Here is an 18,271-nt window from a genome sequence, read left to right as displayed (position 1 = left end):
ACAATGAATAAATTGAAGACATATTATGTAAACGTAGGAATGTAAAGGAGTTGATTATTATGGCTGGAATTCCTGTTTTTCAGGATTCACCCGATAACCTAAAATCATTACAGTACGGTTATGACGGAACCACAGTCAGAACCTTAAAGCTTGATACCAGCGGAAGGCAGGTCATTGCAACCGATATTGGAACATCAGTTGAGGTCAGTGCGACAGACCTGGATATAAGAAATCTTTCAAATACCCAGGATAATATAGTTGTTTATGGAAATGACGGAACAGATAATCAGGCGTTAAAAACCGATGCCAGCGGAAGGCAGATAATTGCAACCGATATTGGAACATCAGTTGAAGTCAGTGCAACAGACCTGGATATAAGAAATCTTTCAAATACCCAGGACAATATAGTGGTATATGGTAACGACGGTACTGATAACAGAGCATTAAAGACAGATGTTACAGGTATACTTCAGGTAGCATATACCAAAACCTTTACAAATGCTACCCAGAATATTACAACGGCAAATAGTTATGCAGGCTCAACCGCAAGGGATATTTCACTTCAAGGCCAGTACTCTTTCTTTGTAAACAATACAGGTGCCAATTCTGCAACGGCAAAGGTGCAGATAAGCCCGGACAATACCCTGTGGATAGACGACAGCTCGGAGTTCGAGGTAGCGGCAGGTGAAGCAGCCATATTGTCACCTTCAAGATTCGCAAATTATACCAGAGTAGCCTATAAATCCACTGTGGAAGATTCAAGTACCACTGCAGATATTATTTACCAGGCGCAGGCGTAAAAAGCCGGCTTAAGGCTTATAAACCGGACGCAACAACTGAACGGGAGCATGGCGGACTGCCTGTGGGGCAGATGACCATGCTCCTTTGTCTCTTTGATGAATTTTTGTCTTTACAATCTGGCGGTAATGATATATCATACTAATGCGGAACGCGTTTACATAAAGTCGAGAGATATGCCTATCAACATTTTTTTATGCTTATAATCTTAAGTAAAACTATAGTTACACAACTTAACAAAAAACAGGGCTGAGCAACTGCGCAAATAAAAAATTGCACAATAATCGGTACAATTTTTGCACAATTATGATTAAAGTGGAAATTGAGTGGTATTTATATACTTAATATTAAGCTTAGGATTTCCATAAAATTTGTATGAATTTACATGTCAAAAACTTAACAATTTTATTGATTGTTTAGCAGTTCTTTGCTAAAATTATAACAAGAAATGTAGAAAAATGTTGAAAATTGTAATTAATTAGATATTACTGCTGGAGGAAAATATGAAAAAAAATATTTTGGTTATCGGAGCTGGGTATGCGGGTATACTTACAGCAAAGAAGTTGGCTAAAAAATTTAAGAAAGACGATGCCGTAGCTATAACGATCATTGATAAGAACCCCTTCCATACAATGCTTACAGAATTGCATGAGGTGGCGGCAAACCGTGTTGATGAGGACAGCATTAAAATAAGCCTTAAAAAGGTATTCGCCGGCAGGAAAGTAAATGTGGTTCTTGACACTGTTAAAACCATAGACTTTGATAACCACACAGTAGTCGGAGAAAATAACAGGTATGATTATGAATATCTGGTTGTTGCGGCCGGTTCAAAGCCAACTTTTTTTGGTGTCCCCGGTGCGGAGGAATATACTCACAAGCTCTGGTCCTATGATGATGCGGTAAGATTAAAGGATCATATTCATAATTGTTTCAGAAAGGCTGCCGCAGAAACCAACCTTGAGAAGAAGAAGCTGCTGCTGTCCTTCTATGTGGTAGGTGCCGGATTTACCGGTGTTGAAATGGTGGGAGAGCTTGCTGAATATGTACCTTTTCTTTGTGAAAAATATGAAATAGACAGGGAACTTGTGGAGCTGGTAAATGTTGATGTACTCCAAAGGGCAGTACCGATTTTGCCTGAAAAGCTGTCGGAAAAGGTTGAAAGGCGTCTGGAAAAAATGGGCGTTAAAATGATGCTCAATTCCGGTGTCTGTGCAGTAGGCGAAAATTTTATCGAGGTGAAGAAAAACAGCCAGTGTTCCAGATACAGTGCGGGAACAGTCATTTGGACAGCCGGTATTGAAGGCTCGGATATAACAAATGAAGCTGCCCAGAATTTGCAGTCTGTGGGCAGAGGCCGTATAAAGACAGATTCATTTTTGAGATCGCTGGATAACGAGAAAGTATATGTTGTTGGTGACAATATGTTTTACATTCCTGAGGGAGAAGAAAGACCTGTTCCTCAGATGGTAGAAAATTGTGAGCATAGTGCGGCGACATGTGCTAATAATATACATTGTGCAATTACAGGAAAAGGAGAGATGGAGGTTTACAAGCCGTCCTTCCACGGTGTAATGGTATGTGTGGGCGGACGCTACGGTGTAGCCAGAGTCGGGCTGCCAAACCACATGTTCAATTTGCCATCTTTCTTTGCAATGTTTGCAAAGCACTTTATCAATATTATTTATTTTGTGCAGGTGTTGGGCTGGAATAAAATATTCAGCTATATAAGACATGAGTTTTTCACCATAAGGAATTGCAGAAGCTTTGTGGGCGGACATTTTTCCAACAGGACTCCAAGCTTTCTGCTGGTTGCTTTAAGAGTCTGGCTGGGTGCAGTCTGGCTGTTTGAAGGCATAATGAAGATAGTTGAGGGTTGGCTGACCGCTCCGAAACTGACAGGCTTTTTTGGAGGAGCAGCCTCCTGGTATAATAGTATTCTGGGAGTTGCACAAAAGACAGCCGAAGCAGGAGTTCAGACTGATGCGGTAAGTGCAGCCACAAGTACGGCTGCTGCAAGTACTGCCGCTGTAAGCACGGTACAGGGCGCTGTTGACGCCGTATCTTCCGCGACGGGAGCTGCTGAAAGTACGGTCAAGGCTGTAACTGACGCGGTAAGTGCCGCAACTGGTGCTGCTGCGGACGGCGCTGTGCAGGAGGCTGTAAAATCCATTGGAACAGCTATCATGAACTTTGATTTTCTTGGACTGTTCCGTTTGATTTTCGTAAGCGGCAAGGATTTGTCCCACTCGGTTTTAAGTGATTATGCCTTTAAGATTGATATACCTTTGATGAACGGGTTCCTTAACAGGTTTGTACTGCCACACGATTCGGTGCAGATATTCATGCAGAGCTTTATAGTTATTGCTGAAATACTGATTGGCCTTGCTCTCATAGGAGGACTGTTCACAACACCGGCCTCGGCACTTTCGCTGGTACTGCAGTTCATGTTCGTATGTACTACCGGACTTTATCTGGGAACCTTCTGGATGATATTTGCTGCAATAGCTGTTTTGATAGGTGCCGGAAGAACCTTTGGTTTGGATTACTATGCAATGCCGTTCTTGAAGAAACAATGGAAGAGACTACCTATTGTAAGAAGGTTGTATATTTATAATGATTAATGAAAACATTGAGTTTATAGTTTATGACGGAGCCCTGGACATGGTCAGGGAAAAGGTTGACAAGGCACTTTCCTCGGCTCCGGTCATCATCCGTAAATATACCGAGCATTTGACAGCCTCTGCCGGCAAATATATCCGTGCTGTATCACTGCTCATATGTGCTCAGAACAGAGAAGGCAAAATCCATGTAAATGCCGTGAGCTTTGCCGCTGCCATTGAATTGCTGCACCTGGCAACGCTGGTCCATGATGATGTTATGGACAATGCAGGCGTCAGACGTGGAAGGGTTACACTGCAAAAGAAATACGGCAGGAAGACCGCAGTAATATGCGGGGATTATTTATTCAGCGTAGCACTGAAAATGGCTGCGTCGGTTCCAAACAAAGAGGATTATATAAAATTAAACATGCCGGATTACATCAGCAGAGTTTGTCTGGGAGAGTTGAACCAGCATATTAACAACGGCTTTTTGGATTTGTCGGCATATCAGTATTTTAAAATTATTTCAGGTAAGACGGCAGCACTGTTTGAAGCTTCTTTTTGCGCGGGAGCCATCCTCAGCGGGTATGATGCCGAACATCCTGATAACAAGGATTCTCAGCCGGAGGCTGGAACAATAGCCAAGTATATGCGGCTGGGAAAATATGCAGGTATGATTTTTCAGATACAGGATGACTGCATGGACTTTGAAAAAACCCGGGAGATAGCCAAAAAGCCTGTTCAATCCGATTATCAGCAGGGAGTCATTACCCTGCCGCTGATATATACCTTCAAGAAGCTGCTGGGACTTAAGGATAAGGCCCGCAGCAATGAACTTACCCAGGAGGAATTGAAAGCCGCCGTGACTCAGTCGGGAGGTCTGGCTTATACACATATGATAGCCGGAAGGTATTATGATAAATCCATAAAAATAATTGACCAGCTTGATATTTCCTCCGATAAAAGGTCAAAGCTTATATATGTTCTTGACAAGGCATATGGAAAATCCTAACTTACAGGTGAAGAAAAATGGTTTTAAAGCTTCTGAATTATACAGAGATAAAGACAAAGATAACCAGCATTTTTGCTTTTTTAATGACGATTGCTTATATATACTCCTTAAATAAGCCCATAAACTGGAGACTGACCCTGATATTTTTTGTTTCCATGTTTGTATTTGATCTTACCACAACTGCCATTAACAATTATATTGATACCAAAACAAATCACCAGACCCTGGATTTTAAAAGAGGCACGGCTCTTATGATAATATATGTGCTGTTTCTCATATCCGCCGGTTTTGGACTGTACCTGGCATATCTCACAGATGTGGTAGTATTGCTGCTGGGTGCCGTATGCTTCATATGCGGGGTGTTCTACACCTTTGGCCCTGTACCCATTTCAAGACAGCCTCTGGGAGAAATATTTTCAGGCCTGTTTTACGGTTTGTTGATTCCATTCCTTCTATTATATATAAATATGCCGGAGGGAACATATCTGACCTTGAAGCTTGGTCTGGACCTTGTAAGTCTTGAAATGAAGGTAATACCCCTGATAACTGTCATACTGCTGTCAATAGCTCCCATTTGCACTACCGCAAACATCATGCTTGCCAATAACATTTGTGACGTGGACAAAGATATTTCTGTCATGAGATATACCTTGCCGTATTATCTGGGAAACAAGCCGGCGCTGTATTTATTTGCGGCTCTGTACTATATGCCTTATGCCGCAATCATAGCCATGGTTGCAGGGGGCATGCTCTCTCCCATATGCCTGACGGCTCTGGTGACGCTGATATTTGTTCAGAAAAATATAAATACGTTTTTTAAATTGCAGGATAAGGAAAAAACCTTTATTTGTTCAATAAAAAACTATGTGATTATTATGGCATCCATTACGCTGGTGATTTTTATATCCGGATTATTGTAAAACCATAGAATTTTTTAAGGGCAGATTAGTTAAATAATTAACACCATAATTAGCCATTGCCGTTCGCATACCTCCGGTCCTGATTCAAGCTTATTTTGGCGGCATAACCTGCCTGCCAGCCGAGGAGTAAACATGAAGTTTTTTAAGAAAAGTGACATCGTGCTTGTTTTAACAATTTTATTTGTTGGTATATCATCAATGCTTTTGTACAGGTATATTTTTGCGGCGCAACCTGCCAAGGCTGAGATATACTATAAATCCAGGCTTGTAAAGACTGTTGAGCTGACAAAGGGAAAGGATATTCATTTTTCCATTCCTCAGAACAAAAATGTTGTCTTTCATCTGGAGCCTGACGGAAGTATACGATTTGAAAGCTCCGACTGTCCCGACAAGATTTGTGTCAAGACAGGCAGGCTGCACACGGTAGGACAGACAGCGGCCTGCCTGCCAAATGAGATTTTTCTTAAGATTGTTCCGCAAAACGGCCGTAACAACCAGGATATTGATATGATAGGATGAGGTCGGTATAATGAGCAAAACAAAACTTTTAGTTTTAACAGCCCTGCTTTTTGCTGTTGCTTTGGTACTTTCCATAGTTGAAAATTCGCTGCCCTCTGTGAGCTTGCTGATACCCGTTCCGGGAGTGAAGCTGGGGCTTTCAAATATAGCGGTAATGTATGCGCTGTTCTTCCTTAAAAAGAAGCCGGCCTTTGCCATAGCAGTACTGAAGGGCTTGTTTGTGGCCATGACCAGAGGCCCCATAGCCGGACTTCTGAGCTTAAGCGGCGGCGTCCTGTCAGTTCTGGTCATGTCCCTGCTCATATTTGTTTTTAAAGACAGGATATCTTATCTTGCGCTGAGCATATTTGGTTCAATAACCCATAATGTGGGTCAGTTTATAGTCGTATCACTTATATACACCAACATATATCTCTGGGTATACCTTCCCGTACTGCTGATTTCGGGCGTAATTGCCGGAATTGCAACATCAATCCTTTTGAGATTTATTTTACCGGCTTTCAACAGGCTGGTTTTAAATAAATAATATAATATAATATCTATTTGGAGGAACTACTATGAAAAAATTACTATCACTGGTATTGGTTTTAGTTCTCGCAGTAACTTTTATAGCAGGCTGCGGATCTTCATCAACTTCTGAACCAACCACAAGCACCGGTACTGCAACCAACACTGAAGCAGGTGCCTCGCCAAGCACTACGGCTACTGAGACAGGCGCTGCCGATGCTGTAAAAACAGGCCTTGCAGTTATTTCATCAGTTGCGAAATCCACTGATGCAGGTGAAAAGGACGGAGCAGCCCAGGTTGATTCCGTTGCTGTAGCAGTTACAGTTGACAAGGATGGAAAAATTGTAAAGTGTGCCATAGATACTGCACAGACTAAGATCAATTTTTCAAAAGAAGGAAAAATTCTTTCTGATTTGAAGGCAGAATACAAATCAAAGCAGGAACTTGGATATGACTATGGAATGAAGAAGGCTTCAAAAATAGGCAAGGACTGGTTTGAAGAAGCAAATGCCTTTGCTGCTTATGTTGTAGGAAAGACAGTTGCGGAGATTAAGGGTATAGCAGTAAATGAAGAAGGTGTTACAACCGATGCAGAGTTATTGACATCAGTAACCATACATATAACTGATTATGTAGCTGCCATCGAAAAGGCTGTTAACAACGCCAAGGATCTGGGCGCAAAGTCTGAAGACAAACTGGGACTTGCAATTGTAACAAGCATTGCAAAATCCACTGATGCAGGTGAAAAGGACGGTCTGGCCCAGGCGTACTCAAATTACTCCGCTACAACCTTTGATGCTGCCGGAAAGATTACAAGCTGCGTTATAGATGCATCACAGTCAAATGTTAACTTCTCAAAGGCAGGAAAAATCACTACAGACTTAAAGGCACCCTTGCAGACAAAGGTTGAGCTGGGTGAAGGCTATGGTATGAAGAAGGCTTCAAAAATAGGCAAGGAATGGTCTGAACAGTCCGATGCCTTCTCAAAATATGTAGTTGGAAAATCAGTTGATGAAGTTAAAGGTATAGCAATAAATGAAGAAGGCGTGCCAACAGCCGCTGATCTCACAAGTTCGGTTACAGTTCACATTACCGATTTTACAAGCATGATAGAAAAAGCTTCAAAAACTGCTAAATAATTAGTGGGCATGTAATAAAACTGTTTAAAGTTGCAAAAAATGAATCAGTTGGCTCATCATAGGTGTTTTTATCGGATAACCTGCACCATGTAGGGTTTAAGGGTACATGGGGCGGAAGCCTGAGTGTCGGCGGCGGTAAAAAGCGTATGATGGGCCATTGCCAATTAAACTATTATACAGCCCTATTGAGGTGACAAATGTTAAAAAAACTGACTGCCATAATTTTATTGCTGGCATTTGCTGTGAATGTGACGGCCTGCGGAGCTCCTGAAAAAAAGAGGTACGAGGCTGAGTTTCTTGAACTCTTTGATACTGTCACCCAGATTGTGGCATATACCGACAGTAAAGAGGAATTTACGAAGCAATCCCAGATGATTTACGATACTCTCAAGGAGTACCATCAGTTGTATGACATATACAACGATTATCCCGGAATTAACAACATCAAAACCATAAACGACAATGCAGGCATCAAACCTGTCAAAGTGGATAAGAAAATAATTGACCTGCTTCTTTTTGCAAAGAAGTGGCATAAAGATACAGACGGCAAACTGAATGTGGCGCTGGGGGCAGTTCTTAAAATATGGCATAAGCACAGGGAGGAAGGCATTGAGGATGAAGCCGATGCTACCTTGCCTGGTATGGAGGAACTTAAGGAGGCAAACAAACACACTGATATAAATAAAGTAATAGTGGATGAGGCAAATTCTACGGTTTTTCTGGAGGACCCCAGGATGAGTCTGGATGTGGGCGGTGTTGGAAAAGGCTATGCTACTGAGCAGGTTTGCCTGAACGCTGAAAAAAACGGGTTTACATCGGGACTGATAAGTGTAGGCGGGAATGTCCGGGCAATAGGCGGGAAAGGCAACGGGGAGGAATTCTGGAACGTAGGAGTTCAGAACCCGGATAAGGAAAGTGATAAGAAAACCCTGAACATAGTCAATCTGAATGAAATGTCACTGGTATCCAGCGGTGTTTATGAAAGGTTCTACACAGTTGCCGGAAAGAGGTATCACCATATCATTGACCCTGACAGCCTGTTTCCCGCCGATAATTTTTTACAGGTAACCATACTGTGCAAGGATTCGGGTGTGGCAGACGCCATGGCCAAGGCGGCCTTCATTCTTCCTTTTGACAAAGCTCTTGAATATATAAATGCAGCACCTGGCGCAGAGGCAATGTGGGTTTTAAAGGATGGCTCCATAAAGTATAGCGACGGGTTTCAGAAGTACCTGAAAAAATAAGTTTTGGCCTGTAAAAAAGATGTGGGCCCTTTCAAACTGGTTTTCAGAATGCAATTTTGATTTGAAAATAATAAACAAGAGGTGTTGGCAATAATGGAAAAAAGAAAATTTGGCAGAACAGGGCTTGAAACATCAATTCTCGGCTTCGGAGGATTTCACCTGCTGGAAATACCTTTGTCAGAAGCAAAATGCCTTCTGAACAGGTATCTTGATGCGGGAGGGAACTACATAGAAACTGCGGCCGGCTACGGTGACGGTGAATCGGAGCGCAAAATCGGCCAGTCGGTGGCACATAGGCGAAAGGAATTCGTACTTGCGACCAAAACCGCAGAAAGGACCAAGGTAAAATGCCTGGAATCACTTGACAGGAGCCTGGCAAATCTCAGAACGGATTATATAGATCTCTTTATAATGCATGCTGTTGGCACAATGGAGGAACTGGACACCATACTTGGGGCGGAAGGTGCTTTGGAGGGAGCTTTACAGGCAAAGCAGGAGGGGAAGATAAAGCATATTGGTATTTCCATGCATGGACAACCCCATGTGCTGATCCGGGCTCTGAAGGAATATGACTTTGACGCTGTAATGACTACCATAAATTATTATGACAGGTTCAACTTCCCCGAAATCGAGGAGGAGTTAATCCCTTTGGCACTTAATAAGCAAACCGCCATTATTCTTATGAAGCCCATAGGGGACGGCTTGCTGTGGAAGTCTGTACAGCCTGCCTTCAGATACGCATTTACCCAGCCGGCGTCAGTAATAGTCGCAGGAATAAATAATCGTGAAATGCTGGAGCTTGATTTGGAATTTGCCGGAAAGTTTGTCCCTATGTCGGAAGTGGAAATGGAACGGTTGTATGCTGAAGCCCCCGAGCTGGGCAGCTATGTTTGCAGACAGTGCGGAAAATGCTGCTGCCCTGAGGGAATACCACTTCAGGAAATTTTCAAATATGAAGGCTATTTCGATAGACAGATGGCAGACGGCGTTATCACAAATGCAGCGGAATATTCCCTTAAGGAACGGCTCCGTTTCTGGTTTGGAAACAGTAAGCTGGCTATGGATAGGTATAAGGCGCTTGACATAAAGGCCGATAAGTGCACCAAATGCGGTAGGTGTATGCCAGACTGCCCATATGGTATAGATATAATCAGAAAGCTATCCATTGCAGATTATAAACTTGCGGCGAAAGATATATACTGACAATAAATTAACCTGTGGTGAACATGAATAAAGTTGATAGAGACTGTCCACGCGAGGACGACTTTAGAGAAATGCGTGGTATGATTAAAAGCTTTTGCTGAAATTGTAGGCTTACAGCATGCTGCGACTGCTGAAAAAGCATGTTGTAAGTCGTACTATTTCAAGCAAAAGTGTTATATACAAGCATTTCTTAAAGTTCGTCCGGGAGGGAACAGTCTATAAGCTGTTTTCTACTCGTATACATCCTTAACTAGCACAACAGGTTAATTTGAATTTCACATATGTTGCATTTGTTACTAGTTTTGCAACAGCGTTATATTGCAATATGCTTTTTCAGTCATGCAGCCGGAATTGGGATTAGCACAATGCGTTAAAGTAATTTCCAGTGCCGATTATTTTAATAATAATTTTGCATATAATAAATTTATATTATTAACCGACACTTCCATAAAAACCTCAGGTAATGGTTACACAAATAAGAAGTTCTAAAACACCGTCAAAAGGAGTTGACCATGCAAACCTTTAATGAGTTATATGACCGTTTGGTTAAGGCTGCTGTTCAGAACAGGGTAGCAGAAGAGGTAGAAGAAATACGGAAGCTGGATTTTGATCCGCATCAACTGGATTGTTTGCTGCGCCCAAAGGATTATGGTCCTGTATGGCGCTTCGGCAAGTGTGACTGCTGTGATGGGGATGGTAAAAACTGTCCGACGAAATGTCTTTTTGATGCCATTGGAAAAGATGAAGAAGGAAACATATCAATTGATATTGAAAAGTGTGTAGGCTGCTCAGGCTGTATTGACAGGTGCAAGGCCGAAAAACTCGTAGGGAGCAGGGATATTCTGCCGGTCCTGAATGCTGTCAATAACTCGGAAGGGCCTGTATATGCAATGATAGCTCCGGCCTTTATCAGCCAGTTCAGTGACAAGGTAACGCCGGGGAAACTCAGAAGTGCCTTTAAAAGGCTTGGCTTTGCCGGAATGCTGGAGGTGGCCCTTTTTGCCGATATTCTCACCTTAAAGGAAGCCCTTGAATTTGACCGTAAAATTCATGATGAAAAGGACTTTTTGCTTACAAGCTGCTGCTGCCCCATGTGGATAGCCATGATAAGAAGGATTTACAGCCAGTATGTACCCCATGTTCCTGGCTCAGTCTCGCCCATGGTAGCTTGCGGGCGTTCCATCAAGCTTTTGGAGGAGAATGCCATAACGGTATTTATCGGGCCCTGTATTGCAAAGAAGGCTGAAGCCCGGGAAAAGGACATAGCTGACGCAGTTGACTATGTCCTTACCTTTCAGGAGGTTCAGGATATATTTGAAGCAGCCGGAATTGATCCGGCGCAGATGGAGGAGGATTCCAGAGATCATTCCTCAAGGGCAGGCAGGATATATGCCAGAACCGGCGGAGTCAGCGAAGCGGTTCAGGCTACGGTGGAGAGGCTGAACCCCCACAGGGCTATACGGGTCAAGGCTATACAGGCTGACGGTATGCCGGCCTGTAAGGAGATGCTTGCAGCCCTGAAAGAGGGGCGTACAGCGGCCAATTTTATAGAGGGAATGGGCTGCACCGGTGGATGTGTGGGAGGCCCGAAGGCCATACTCAATCGGGAAGAGGGAAGGAAAAATGTTGTGGCCTACGGAAATCAGGCGGCATATTCCACTCCCATAGACAATCCGTATGTTATTGAGCTGCTGCACCGGCTGGGTTTTGACACAATAGAAAGCCTGCTGGAGCGAAGCGACATCTTCACTCGAGAATTCTAGTATTTCACTTTTACTTTGGCAGTAAACGATTATTATTGGGTTTCCAGTGCTTTCGTACAAACTCCGCTCAATGGTTAGCATATAAAAGCTTACTTGAAATAGTACCGCTTACAAATTTCAGCAAGCTTTTTATTATGCTGCCATTGAGTGGAGTTGTACTTGCGTCCTGGAAACAGAATATATGGCCATTTCTGACAAAGCAAAAAGTAAAATAAATCCAGCCGCACAGTCGTAACCTATTATGGTAAACCTTCATATACTATATGGGGATATTGCACTTGTGGTGCAAAACCATAGAAAATAGGAAAGAGTGATATGTTTGAGAATACATGTAGTTCGCCGGGGTGAAAGTATATACAGCATAGCGCGCCGGTATAATGTTTCACCTCAGAAAATTATTTCCGACAACGAGCTTAGAAATCCAACCCAGTTGGTAGTAGGACAAACTTTAGTCATACTTGAAGGAACCAGAAATCATGTGGTGACACCGGGGCAGTCCATATATTCCATTGCCTCCGCTTACGGAATAAGTGTTAACGAAATACTGCAGGCAAATCCTCAAATAACCAATCCATCCCAGATATCAGCGGGTCAGACAATAGTCATTCCTCCCAGAACCATCAATTTCGGCACAATAGAAGTCAACGGCTATGCCTTTCCCAATATAAACCGGCAGGTGCTTGACAAAACACTTCCAAATCTCACCTATCTGAGTATTTTCAGTTATCAGGTAAGGGCGGACGGCAGCCTTAAGACTATCAATGACCAGCCTTTGATAAGTGCCGCCAGGGCCGCTGGAGTGGCACCCCTGATGGTTATAACCAATCTTGGGGAAACAGGCGGCTTTAACAGCGACATCGGCCATGCAGTACTGACAGACCAGCAGGTTCAGGATACGCTGATCAACAATGTCTTAAGAACCTTAAGAGAGAAAAATTATTTTGGGCTGGACATAGATTTTGAATATATCTACCCCTATGACAGGGAGAGCTATAACAATTTCCTGAGGAGAATAGTAAGCACCCTGCGGCCACTGGGCTATACCATTACCAGCGCACTGGCTCCCAAGACCTCCGCCGGTCAGGTAGGCAAGCTCTATGAAGCACATGATTATCCCGTTCACGGAGCGCTGCTGGACCATGTCATCCTTATGACCTATGAATGGGGCTTCACCTACAGTGCGCCTATGGCAGTATCGCCTGTGGACGGTATAAGAAGAGTGCTCAACTATGCGGTGACTGCCATTCCCAGGGAAAAAATATTTATGGGCATGTCAAATTACGGCTATGACTGGACCATTCCCCATCAGCAGGGAACGGCGGCCAGAACTGTCACCAATACCGGAGCGGTAGACCTGGCCTGGAGAAGAGGTGCGGTAATCCAGTACGATATGGTTTCCCAGGCTCCTTTCTTCTATTACTATGATGACAGCGGCAAACAGCATGTGGTTTGGTTTGAGGATGCCAGAAGCATATTTGCCAAATTGTCACTGGTAAATGAGTATGGGCTGGGGGGTGTCAGCTACTGGACCATAATGAATTACTTTCCGCAGAATTGGCTGGTTCTGAGCAACGTATTCAAAATCAGAAAAGTCCTTTGAGGATATAATTTTTACCTTTTAGCTATACTTATTGACAATAAGTGCAGCATGTGTTATTGTCTGCTTTGAATAGTTTATAATTATTCATTACTTGTATGGAAAGCCTTGGAATAAAGGGTGGTGAGCTTGCTGCAATCCACTGTATTTACAGGTGCTTGGTGGATTTTAAGGAATTCTGTTTAAGTGAAAGGAAGCGGACATGAACAAGGCGGAAGTTTTAGGGAGATGGACTAGGGAAAAGTCTGAAGAGCTTTACGGTATCAAAAACTGGGGCAACGGATATTTTTCTGTTTCGGACAGTGGAGAAGTTCTTGTAAACCCGTATAAGGATAATGGATCGGCTGCAGTCAGCCTTATGGATATTATATCAGGTGTGCGTGAGCGTGGGCTCGACATGCCTGTATTATTGCGTTTTGAAAATTTATTGGATTCACAGATATCATTTCTGAACAACTCATTTAATGATGCAATGAAAAAGCTGAATTACAAGGGAGCTTACAGGGGAGTTTATCCTATTAAGGTTAACCAGCAGCAGCAGGTGGTGGAAGAAGTGACCAGATTCGGACAGCGATACCACCACGGTCTTGAGGTCGGCAGTAAAGCTGAACTGGTGGCCGCCTTATCCGTAATGAAGGATAAGGAAGCCTGTCTTATATGCAACGGCTACAAGGATGAGGAATTTATAGATTTGGGCCTGTATGCCGTCAAGATGGGCTTTAAGTGCTTTTTTGTAATAGAGATACCTGGTGAACTGGAAATTGTCATGGAAAGGTCAAAGGCATTGGGCATAAAGCCCAACATCGGCATAAGAATCAAGCTCTCTGCCAAGGCCGGAGGACACTGGACCGAATCAGGCGGCGACAGGAGTATTTTTGGCCTGAATATGTCACAGGTCATAGCCATGGTGGATGAGCTCAAGGAAAAAAACATGCTGGATTCCCTCAGACTGCTCCACTACCATTTGGGCTCCCAGATTCCCAATATAAGAGATATACGTTCAGCAGTCCTTGAAGCGGCCCGTGTATATGCCGAGCTGGTGAAGGAAGGGGCTCCCATGGGCTATCTGGATCTGGGCGGTGGACTGGCTGTTGACTACGACGGATCAAACACAAACTATACCTGCAGCCGTAACTATACTGTTGAAGAATACTGTACCGATATTGTGGAGGCAGTTATGACAACTCTGGACTCCAGTGAGGTTGACCACCCCATCATTGTAACAGAATCGGGGAGAACAACGGTTGCCTACTATTCCGTGCTGCTGTTCAATGTTCTTGATGTTGAGAAGTTTGAAGAGCACCACGATATTCCAGACAAACTTGATGAAAATACATCTGAGCAGATAAGAAACCTCTATGACGTCAACAGGAACATTACCCTGAAAAATATTCAGGAATGCTATAACGATGCCCTTTACTACAGGGATGAAATACGCGACATGTTCAAGCACGGCAGGTTGAGCCTGAGGGAACGCGCATTTTCCGAAAAAATATTCTGGAATACCATAAACCAGATAGCCAAGGAAAAGAAAAAGCTGAAAAATGCTCCCCCCGATCTTGAAGATATTGAAAGTGCAATTGCTGATATCTATTACTGCAATTTTTCAGTATTCCAGTCAATTCCGGACAGTTGGGCCATTGACCAGCTATTCCCGATTATGCCGCTGCACAGGCTTTTGGAATTGCCCAAGCGGAATGCGGTCATAGCCGATATAACCTGTGACTGCGACGGTAAGATAGACCATTTTATAGATCTGCATGATGTAAGGAACACCCTGCCCTTACATGAAATGAAAAACGGAGATGACTACTATCTTGGTGTATTTCTGGTGGGGGCTTATCAGGAAACACTGGGAGACCTGCATAATTTATTTGGGGATACAAATGTGGTGAGTGTCAGGATCAACAGTGACGGAACCTATGATCTGGTGAAGGAAATTCACGGAGACAGCGTATCGGATGTTTTATCCTATGTTGAATTCGACCCCAAGGACATGCTGGTGAGTTTCCGCGAAAAGGCAGAGCAGGCTATCCACGATGGACTCATAAGTGCAAGTGAACGGCCTGAAATAATGCGTGCCTACGACAACGGACTCAGGGGCTACACCTATTATGAGAGATAGGCCGGTTACGACTGAACGCATAGTAATGCTATGTAAATGAGTGACTGAAAAGATATTAACTCTTAAAACTGAGGTTAAAGGGGATGCACCGTATTTTTTAATCTGGTGCATCCCCCTTTTATTCCGGCTGGTATGACAGGTATATTCCTATCAGCCAGGGTTCGGGTTACCAAAGTCAATTACGGTTCACAGCCTTCGCCTTCCGGCCGAGAGCAATTGACCTGGGGCATTTTCCTTTAATATCACATAATATCACAGTGTTCTTTCATCAACCACAACTGCATTGTTATTGTTTTCAGAAATTTCCTCAATATCCTCATAGGGTGCTCCAGGCCCCGTACGGCGTGTAATTTTAATATCCGTATCGTTGGGAAGTCCCAGCCAGTTGTTTTCAGCCATCTGTGAAAAAGCACCGTCCACATATATCCCGCATCTGGTGTCTGATATATTGTTTCCGGCCAATATTCCCTCTGACAGCTCCATAAGGTGGATTCCCGTATCCAGAGAGCTGATCCTGTTGTTTTCAATGACAAAATTCTCCGCACTCTCTCCAGCGGCGGAGATTCCTGCCAGCAGCTTGGAAGAGCGGGGCTTTCCCGGACCTGTCAGGTTGCAGTTTACAATCCTGGCATCACTGGACATAATTCTGACCAGTTCGGTTGAAATTCCCGTATTTGTTATGGAAATTCCATTGAGAGTTATTCCGGGCGCATTCAAGATTACAGGTATGAAGCCGGCAGAAGATGAAATATGAGGATTTTCCTCGCCCAGCAAAGTTATACCCTCTTTATCGATATTCAGTGAACCTATTGTATAAAAGTCTCCTGACAGGTGGATTGTTCCTCCTGTTTCCACAAGCGATATTGCTTCCTCCACAGTTCCGACAGGATGGAAGGAATTGCCCGCTCCTTTTTCGGCATCTGCCTCAACATATATATTTAAATAATCCAGGGAGAATTCAATGGCATTATCCAGAACTGCCTGAATTTCAGCGGTGCCGGCGTAGCCTTTTTCAGGGCGGTTCTGTATCAGTTCATTGAGAACCTGGGACTGCTGGTTCCCGGAAACAGCATCAAAGTCTGCAAGGTCCACATTTAAACCATATGCGGTAAGTGCGATCCTCATTTCAACTTCAGAGGCTGCTTCATTGACTGCCAGCAGCGGTTCAGCCTGATCTTCCTGAACAGCGTCTATCTTCAAAATAAGTATGGAGGCGGAAATATTGCCTTTGGTACCTTCCAGCCAGTTAGTCAGCTCAATTATTTCCATACGGCTGCGATTTTTAAGCGTAAGTTCATCGCCGGATTTTAAATTTACTATGGACATTCCGGTATTTGCCGCTTCAGAGCCGATTTCATAAGTCGTACCGGGAATAAGACTGTTGTTTGCATACAGGGCGAATTGATTGGCCATGTTCCCGTTTACAGTAAACCAAACCGCATAAGTACCGGAATCCTCTATTGTCAGTGTGCCGCTGTCAGGGTTGTGGGTAACTCTGCTTAATAAACCGCTTGTATTGAAAGGAATGCTTTCCGACGGAGAAATACGGGTATTCCCGGTATGATAAGCATAACCGTAGGCTTTGACTTCCTCTTTGTATACAGCTCTGTCATAGTTTAAAACAAGCTTTGGGAAATACGGCTTCCAGCTTATATTGTCACTTCCGAACTGAACCAGTGAAACTTCGTCAGGATTGGTTAATGCCAGCCCGTAATTTACGTGGACACCTCCCAGCCAATCGTTTACAAGCTGTGTTATATCTATTTGTACTGTTTTATATAAATCTTCGGAGGTAACTTTGCATTCAGACGGGACAGGTGTTGCAGCAGGCATGTTCTCGTAGGTTACATAGGCGGAATCAAAGGATTCTGTTACCCTGCCCACAACGATTGTACTGGCGTTCTGCTCCGATTTTAAAATCACGGTCAGTTGAAGAAAAGCACTGTCTACAGCGTTGGTTGCAACGGCTGTAAAGTCAAATTTAAGTAAGCTTATGCAGTTTCCGAAGGCTTCATCTTTACCGGTATAAAGCAGCGGCTGATATGAAAAATTATCCTGGGGTTGTTCTGACGAGACAAAAGAATTCTGAGCGACGGTAAGAACTACAGGTGGCATTGTTTACTCCCTCTTTCATAATAAGATAATGTAATAGATACCTACTTAACATAATATTTATATTTTCAAAATAGTGTTACAAAGGCCTGACAAAATATAAAAGCATTGACATAACTATATCAACTTGATATACTTGTGTTAAATCAAGTGATATAGCGGAGGTATAAAATGCCCAAGGAAAATACAACGGTTTATATAATTCTAGGCCTTCTGAACCATGAGGATTTGAGCGGGTACGACATAAAAAAAAGAATTGACAGCATGATAAGTTACTTCTGGGAGGCCGGTTACGGGCAGATATATCCCACTTTGGCCAGACTTGAAGCTGAAGGTCTTGTGGAAAAAAGAATAAGCCGGTCCTCCGGCGGCCCTGAGAAAAATCTTTATTCCATTACCAGCGGGGGAAAAGAGGAATTAAGGAAATGGATGAGCGTACCTGAGCAGAAGGAGTATACCAAATATGAAATTCTGGTCAAGTTGTTTTTCGGAAAGCTGGCCTCCTTTGAGGAAAATACCCACAGGCTGCAAGCCTTTAAGGAAAGGCATGTAAAGAATATGGAAATGATGGAGCAATACGGCCGGAATCTTCAGCAGGTCATGGACCGGGAGGAGGACCACCTGTTTTATTATCTGACGGTATTGTTTGGAAAACACATCTACGCCGCATACATTGAGTGGGCTGATGAAGCCCTGGCAATTCTTGAAGACAAGTATGGCAATAAAAAATAA

General features: G+C 43.4%; 14 protein-coding genes. 13 read left to right on the top strand and 1 reads right to left on the bottom strand.

The window, feature by feature from the left end; translation table 11 throughout:
- The first annotated feature begins 59 nt into the window (after positions 1-59).
- The 12 genes from CLHUN_RS08525 (at position 60) to speA (ending at position 15,427) form a co-directional block, all read left to right on the top strand.
- Positions 60-800 carry a DUF6385 domain-containing protein gene (locus tag CLHUN_RS08525; RefSeq protein ID WP_080064164.1) on the top strand — a complete coding sequence of 247 codons (741 nt, stop codon included), beginning with the start codon at positions 60-62 and terminating at the stop codon, positions 798-800.
- 501 nt (positions 801-1,301) lie between these two features.
- On the top strand, positions 1,302-3,419 hold the full coding sequence (locus CLHUN_RS08520; RefSeq protein ID WP_080064163.1) for an FAD-dependent oxidoreductase: 2,118 nt from the start codon (positions 1,302-1,304) through the stop codon (positions 3,417-3,419).
- Complete coding sequence (locus tag CLHUN_RS08515) at positions 3,412-4,410, top strand: polyprenyl synthetase family protein (RefSeq protein WP_080064162.1); 999 nt, start codon at positions 3,412-3,414, stop codon at positions 4,408-4,410. Before CLHUN_RS08520 ends, CLHUN_RS08515 begins: the two co-directional genes overlap by 8 nt.
- A 17-nt stretch (positions 4,411-4,427) precedes the next feature.
- Positions 4,428-5,330, top strand: a complete 903-nt coding sequence (locus CLHUN_RS08510; RefSeq protein WP_080064161.1) for a UbiA family prenyltransferase — start codon at positions 4,428-4,430, stop codon at positions 5,328-5,330.
- Between the two features lie 132 nt (positions 5,331-5,462).
- Entirely contained in the window at positions 5,463-5,849 is a 387-nt protein-coding gene (locus CLHUN_RS08505; RefSeq protein ID WP_080064160.1) for a NusG domain II-containing protein, read from the top strand.
- A 10-nt stretch (positions 5,850-5,859) separates the two neighbouring features.
- Positions 5,860-6,375 (top strand): Gx transporter family protein, encoded by a 516-nt coding sequence (locus CLHUN_RS08500; protein WP_080064159.1) that lies wholly within the window; start codon positions 5,860-5,862, stop codon positions 6,373-6,375.
- A 31-nt stretch (positions 6,376-6,406) separates the two neighbouring features.
- A complete protein-coding gene (locus CLHUN_RS08495) occupies positions 6,407-7,495 on the top strand; it encodes a hypothetical protein (RefSeq protein ID WP_080064158.1) in 1,089 nt (362 codons plus the stop codon).
- A gap of 197 nt (positions 7,496-7,692) precedes the next feature.
- Positions 7,693-8,739, top strand: a complete 1,047-nt coding sequence (locus CLHUN_RS08490; protein ID WP_080064157.1) for an FAD:protein FMN transferase — start codon at positions 7,693-7,695, stop codon at positions 8,737-8,739.
- Between the two features lie 93 nt (positions 8,740-8,832).
- Positions 8,833-9,942, top strand: coding sequence for an aldo/keto reductase (locus tag CLHUN_RS08485; protein ID WP_080064156.1), 1,110 nt, complete (start codon positions 8,833-8,835; stop codon positions 9,940-9,942).
- 512 nt (positions 9,943-10,454) lie between these two features.
- Positions 10,455-11,705, top strand: a complete 1,251-nt coding sequence (locus CLHUN_RS08480; protein WP_080064155.1) for a [Fe-Fe] hydrogenase large subunit C-terminal domain-containing protein — start codon at positions 10,455-10,457, stop codon at positions 11,703-11,705.
- Between the two features lie 319 nt (positions 11,706-12,024).
- Positions 12,025-13,305 carry a LysM peptidoglycan-binding domain-containing protein gene (locus tag CLHUN_RS08475; protein WP_080064154.1) on the top strand — a complete coding sequence of 427 codons (1,281 nt, stop codon included), beginning with the start codon at positions 12,025-12,027 and terminating at the stop codon, positions 13,303-13,305.
- Between the two features lie 199 nt (positions 13,306-13,504).
- Positions 13,505-15,427 carry a biosynthetic arginine decarboxylase gene (gene speA, locus CLHUN_RS08470; RefSeq protein WP_080064153.1) on the top strand — a complete coding sequence of 641 codons (1,923 nt, stop codon included), beginning with the start codon at positions 13,505-13,507 and terminating at the stop codon, positions 15,425-15,427.
- A gap of 252 nt (positions 15,428-15,679) precedes the next feature.
- On the opposite strand, the gene CLHUN_RS08465 is transcribed toward speA, so the two are convergent.
- Positions 15,680-17,542, bottom strand: coding sequence for a DNRLRE domain-containing protein (locus tag CLHUN_RS08465; protein ID WP_080064152.1), 1,863 nt, complete (start codon positions 17,540-17,542; stop codon positions 15,680-15,682).
- A 168-nt stretch (positions 17,543-17,710) separates the two neighbouring features.
- Here CLHUN_RS08465 and CLHUN_RS08460 point away from each other — a divergent pair, with 168 nt between their 5' ends.
- Positions 17,711-18,271, top strand: a complete 561-nt coding sequence (locus CLHUN_RS08460; protein ID WP_080064151.1) for a PadR family transcriptional regulator — start codon at positions 17,711-17,713, stop codon at positions 18,269-18,271.

Source organism: Ruminiclostridium hungatei (assembly GCF_002051585.1).
Lineage (GTDB): Bacteria > Bacillota > Clostridia > Acetivibrionales > DSM-1351 > Ruminiclostridium > Ruminiclostridium hungatei.
This window is presented reverse-complemented; position numbering and strand designations above follow the sequence as displayed.

What these genes read in the sequence shown, in the direction of transcription:
- CLHUN_RS08510 (WP_080064161.1), top strand. Translation starts at nt 4,428, where the DNA reads ATGGTTTTAAAGCTTCTGAATTATACAGAGATAAAGACAAAGATAACC.
- CLHUN_RS08460 (WP_080064151.1), top strand. Translation starts at nt 17,711, where the DNA reads ATGCCCAAGGAAAATACAACGGTTTATATAATTCTAGGCCTTCTGAAC.
- CLHUN_RS08480 (WP_080064155.1), top strand. Translation starts at nt 10,455, where the DNA reads ATGCAAACCTTTAATGAGTTATATGACCGTTTGGTTAAGGCTGCTGTT.
- CLHUN_RS08520 (WP_080064163.1), top strand. Translation starts at nt 1,302, where the DNA reads ATGAAAAAAAATATTTTGGTTATCGGAGCTGGGTATGCGGGTATACTT.
- CLHUN_RS08490 (WP_080064157.1), top strand. Translation starts at nt 7,693, where the DNA reads ATGTTAAAAAAACTGACTGCCATAATTTTATTGCTGGCATTTGCTGTG.
- CLHUN_RS08465 (WP_080064152.1), bottom strand. Translation starts at nt 17,542, where the DNA reads ATGCCACCTGTAGTTCTTACCGTCGCTCAGAATTCTTTTGTCTCGTCA.
- CLHUN_RS08485 (WP_080064156.1), top strand. Translation starts at nt 8,833, where the DNA reads ATGGAAAAAAGAAAATTTGGCAGAACAGGGCTTGAAACATCAATTCTC.
- CLHUN_RS08505 (WP_080064160.1), top strand. Translation starts at nt 5,463, where the DNA reads ATGAAGTTTTTTAAGAAAAGTGACATCGTGCTTGTTTTAACAATTTTA.
- speA (WP_080064153.1), top strand. Translation starts at nt 13,505, where the DNA reads ATGAACAAGGCGGAAGTTTTAGGGAGATGGACTAGGGAAAAGTCTGAA.
- CLHUN_RS08500 (WP_080064159.1), top strand. Translation starts at nt 5,860, where the DNA reads ATGAGCAAAACAAAACTTTTAGTTTTAACAGCCCTGCTTTTTGCTGTT.
- CLHUN_RS08495 (WP_080064158.1), top strand. Translation starts at nt 6,407, where the DNA reads ATGAAAAAATTACTATCACTGGTATTGGTTTTAGTTCTCGCAGTAACT.
- CLHUN_RS08525 (WP_080064164.1), top strand. Translation starts at nt 60, where the DNA reads ATGGCTGGAATTCCTGTTTTTCAGGATTCACCCGATAACCTAAAATCA.
- CLHUN_RS08515 (WP_080064162.1), top strand. Translation starts at nt 3,412, where the DNA reads ATGATTAATGAAAACATTGAGTTTATAGTTTATGACGGAGCCCTGGAC.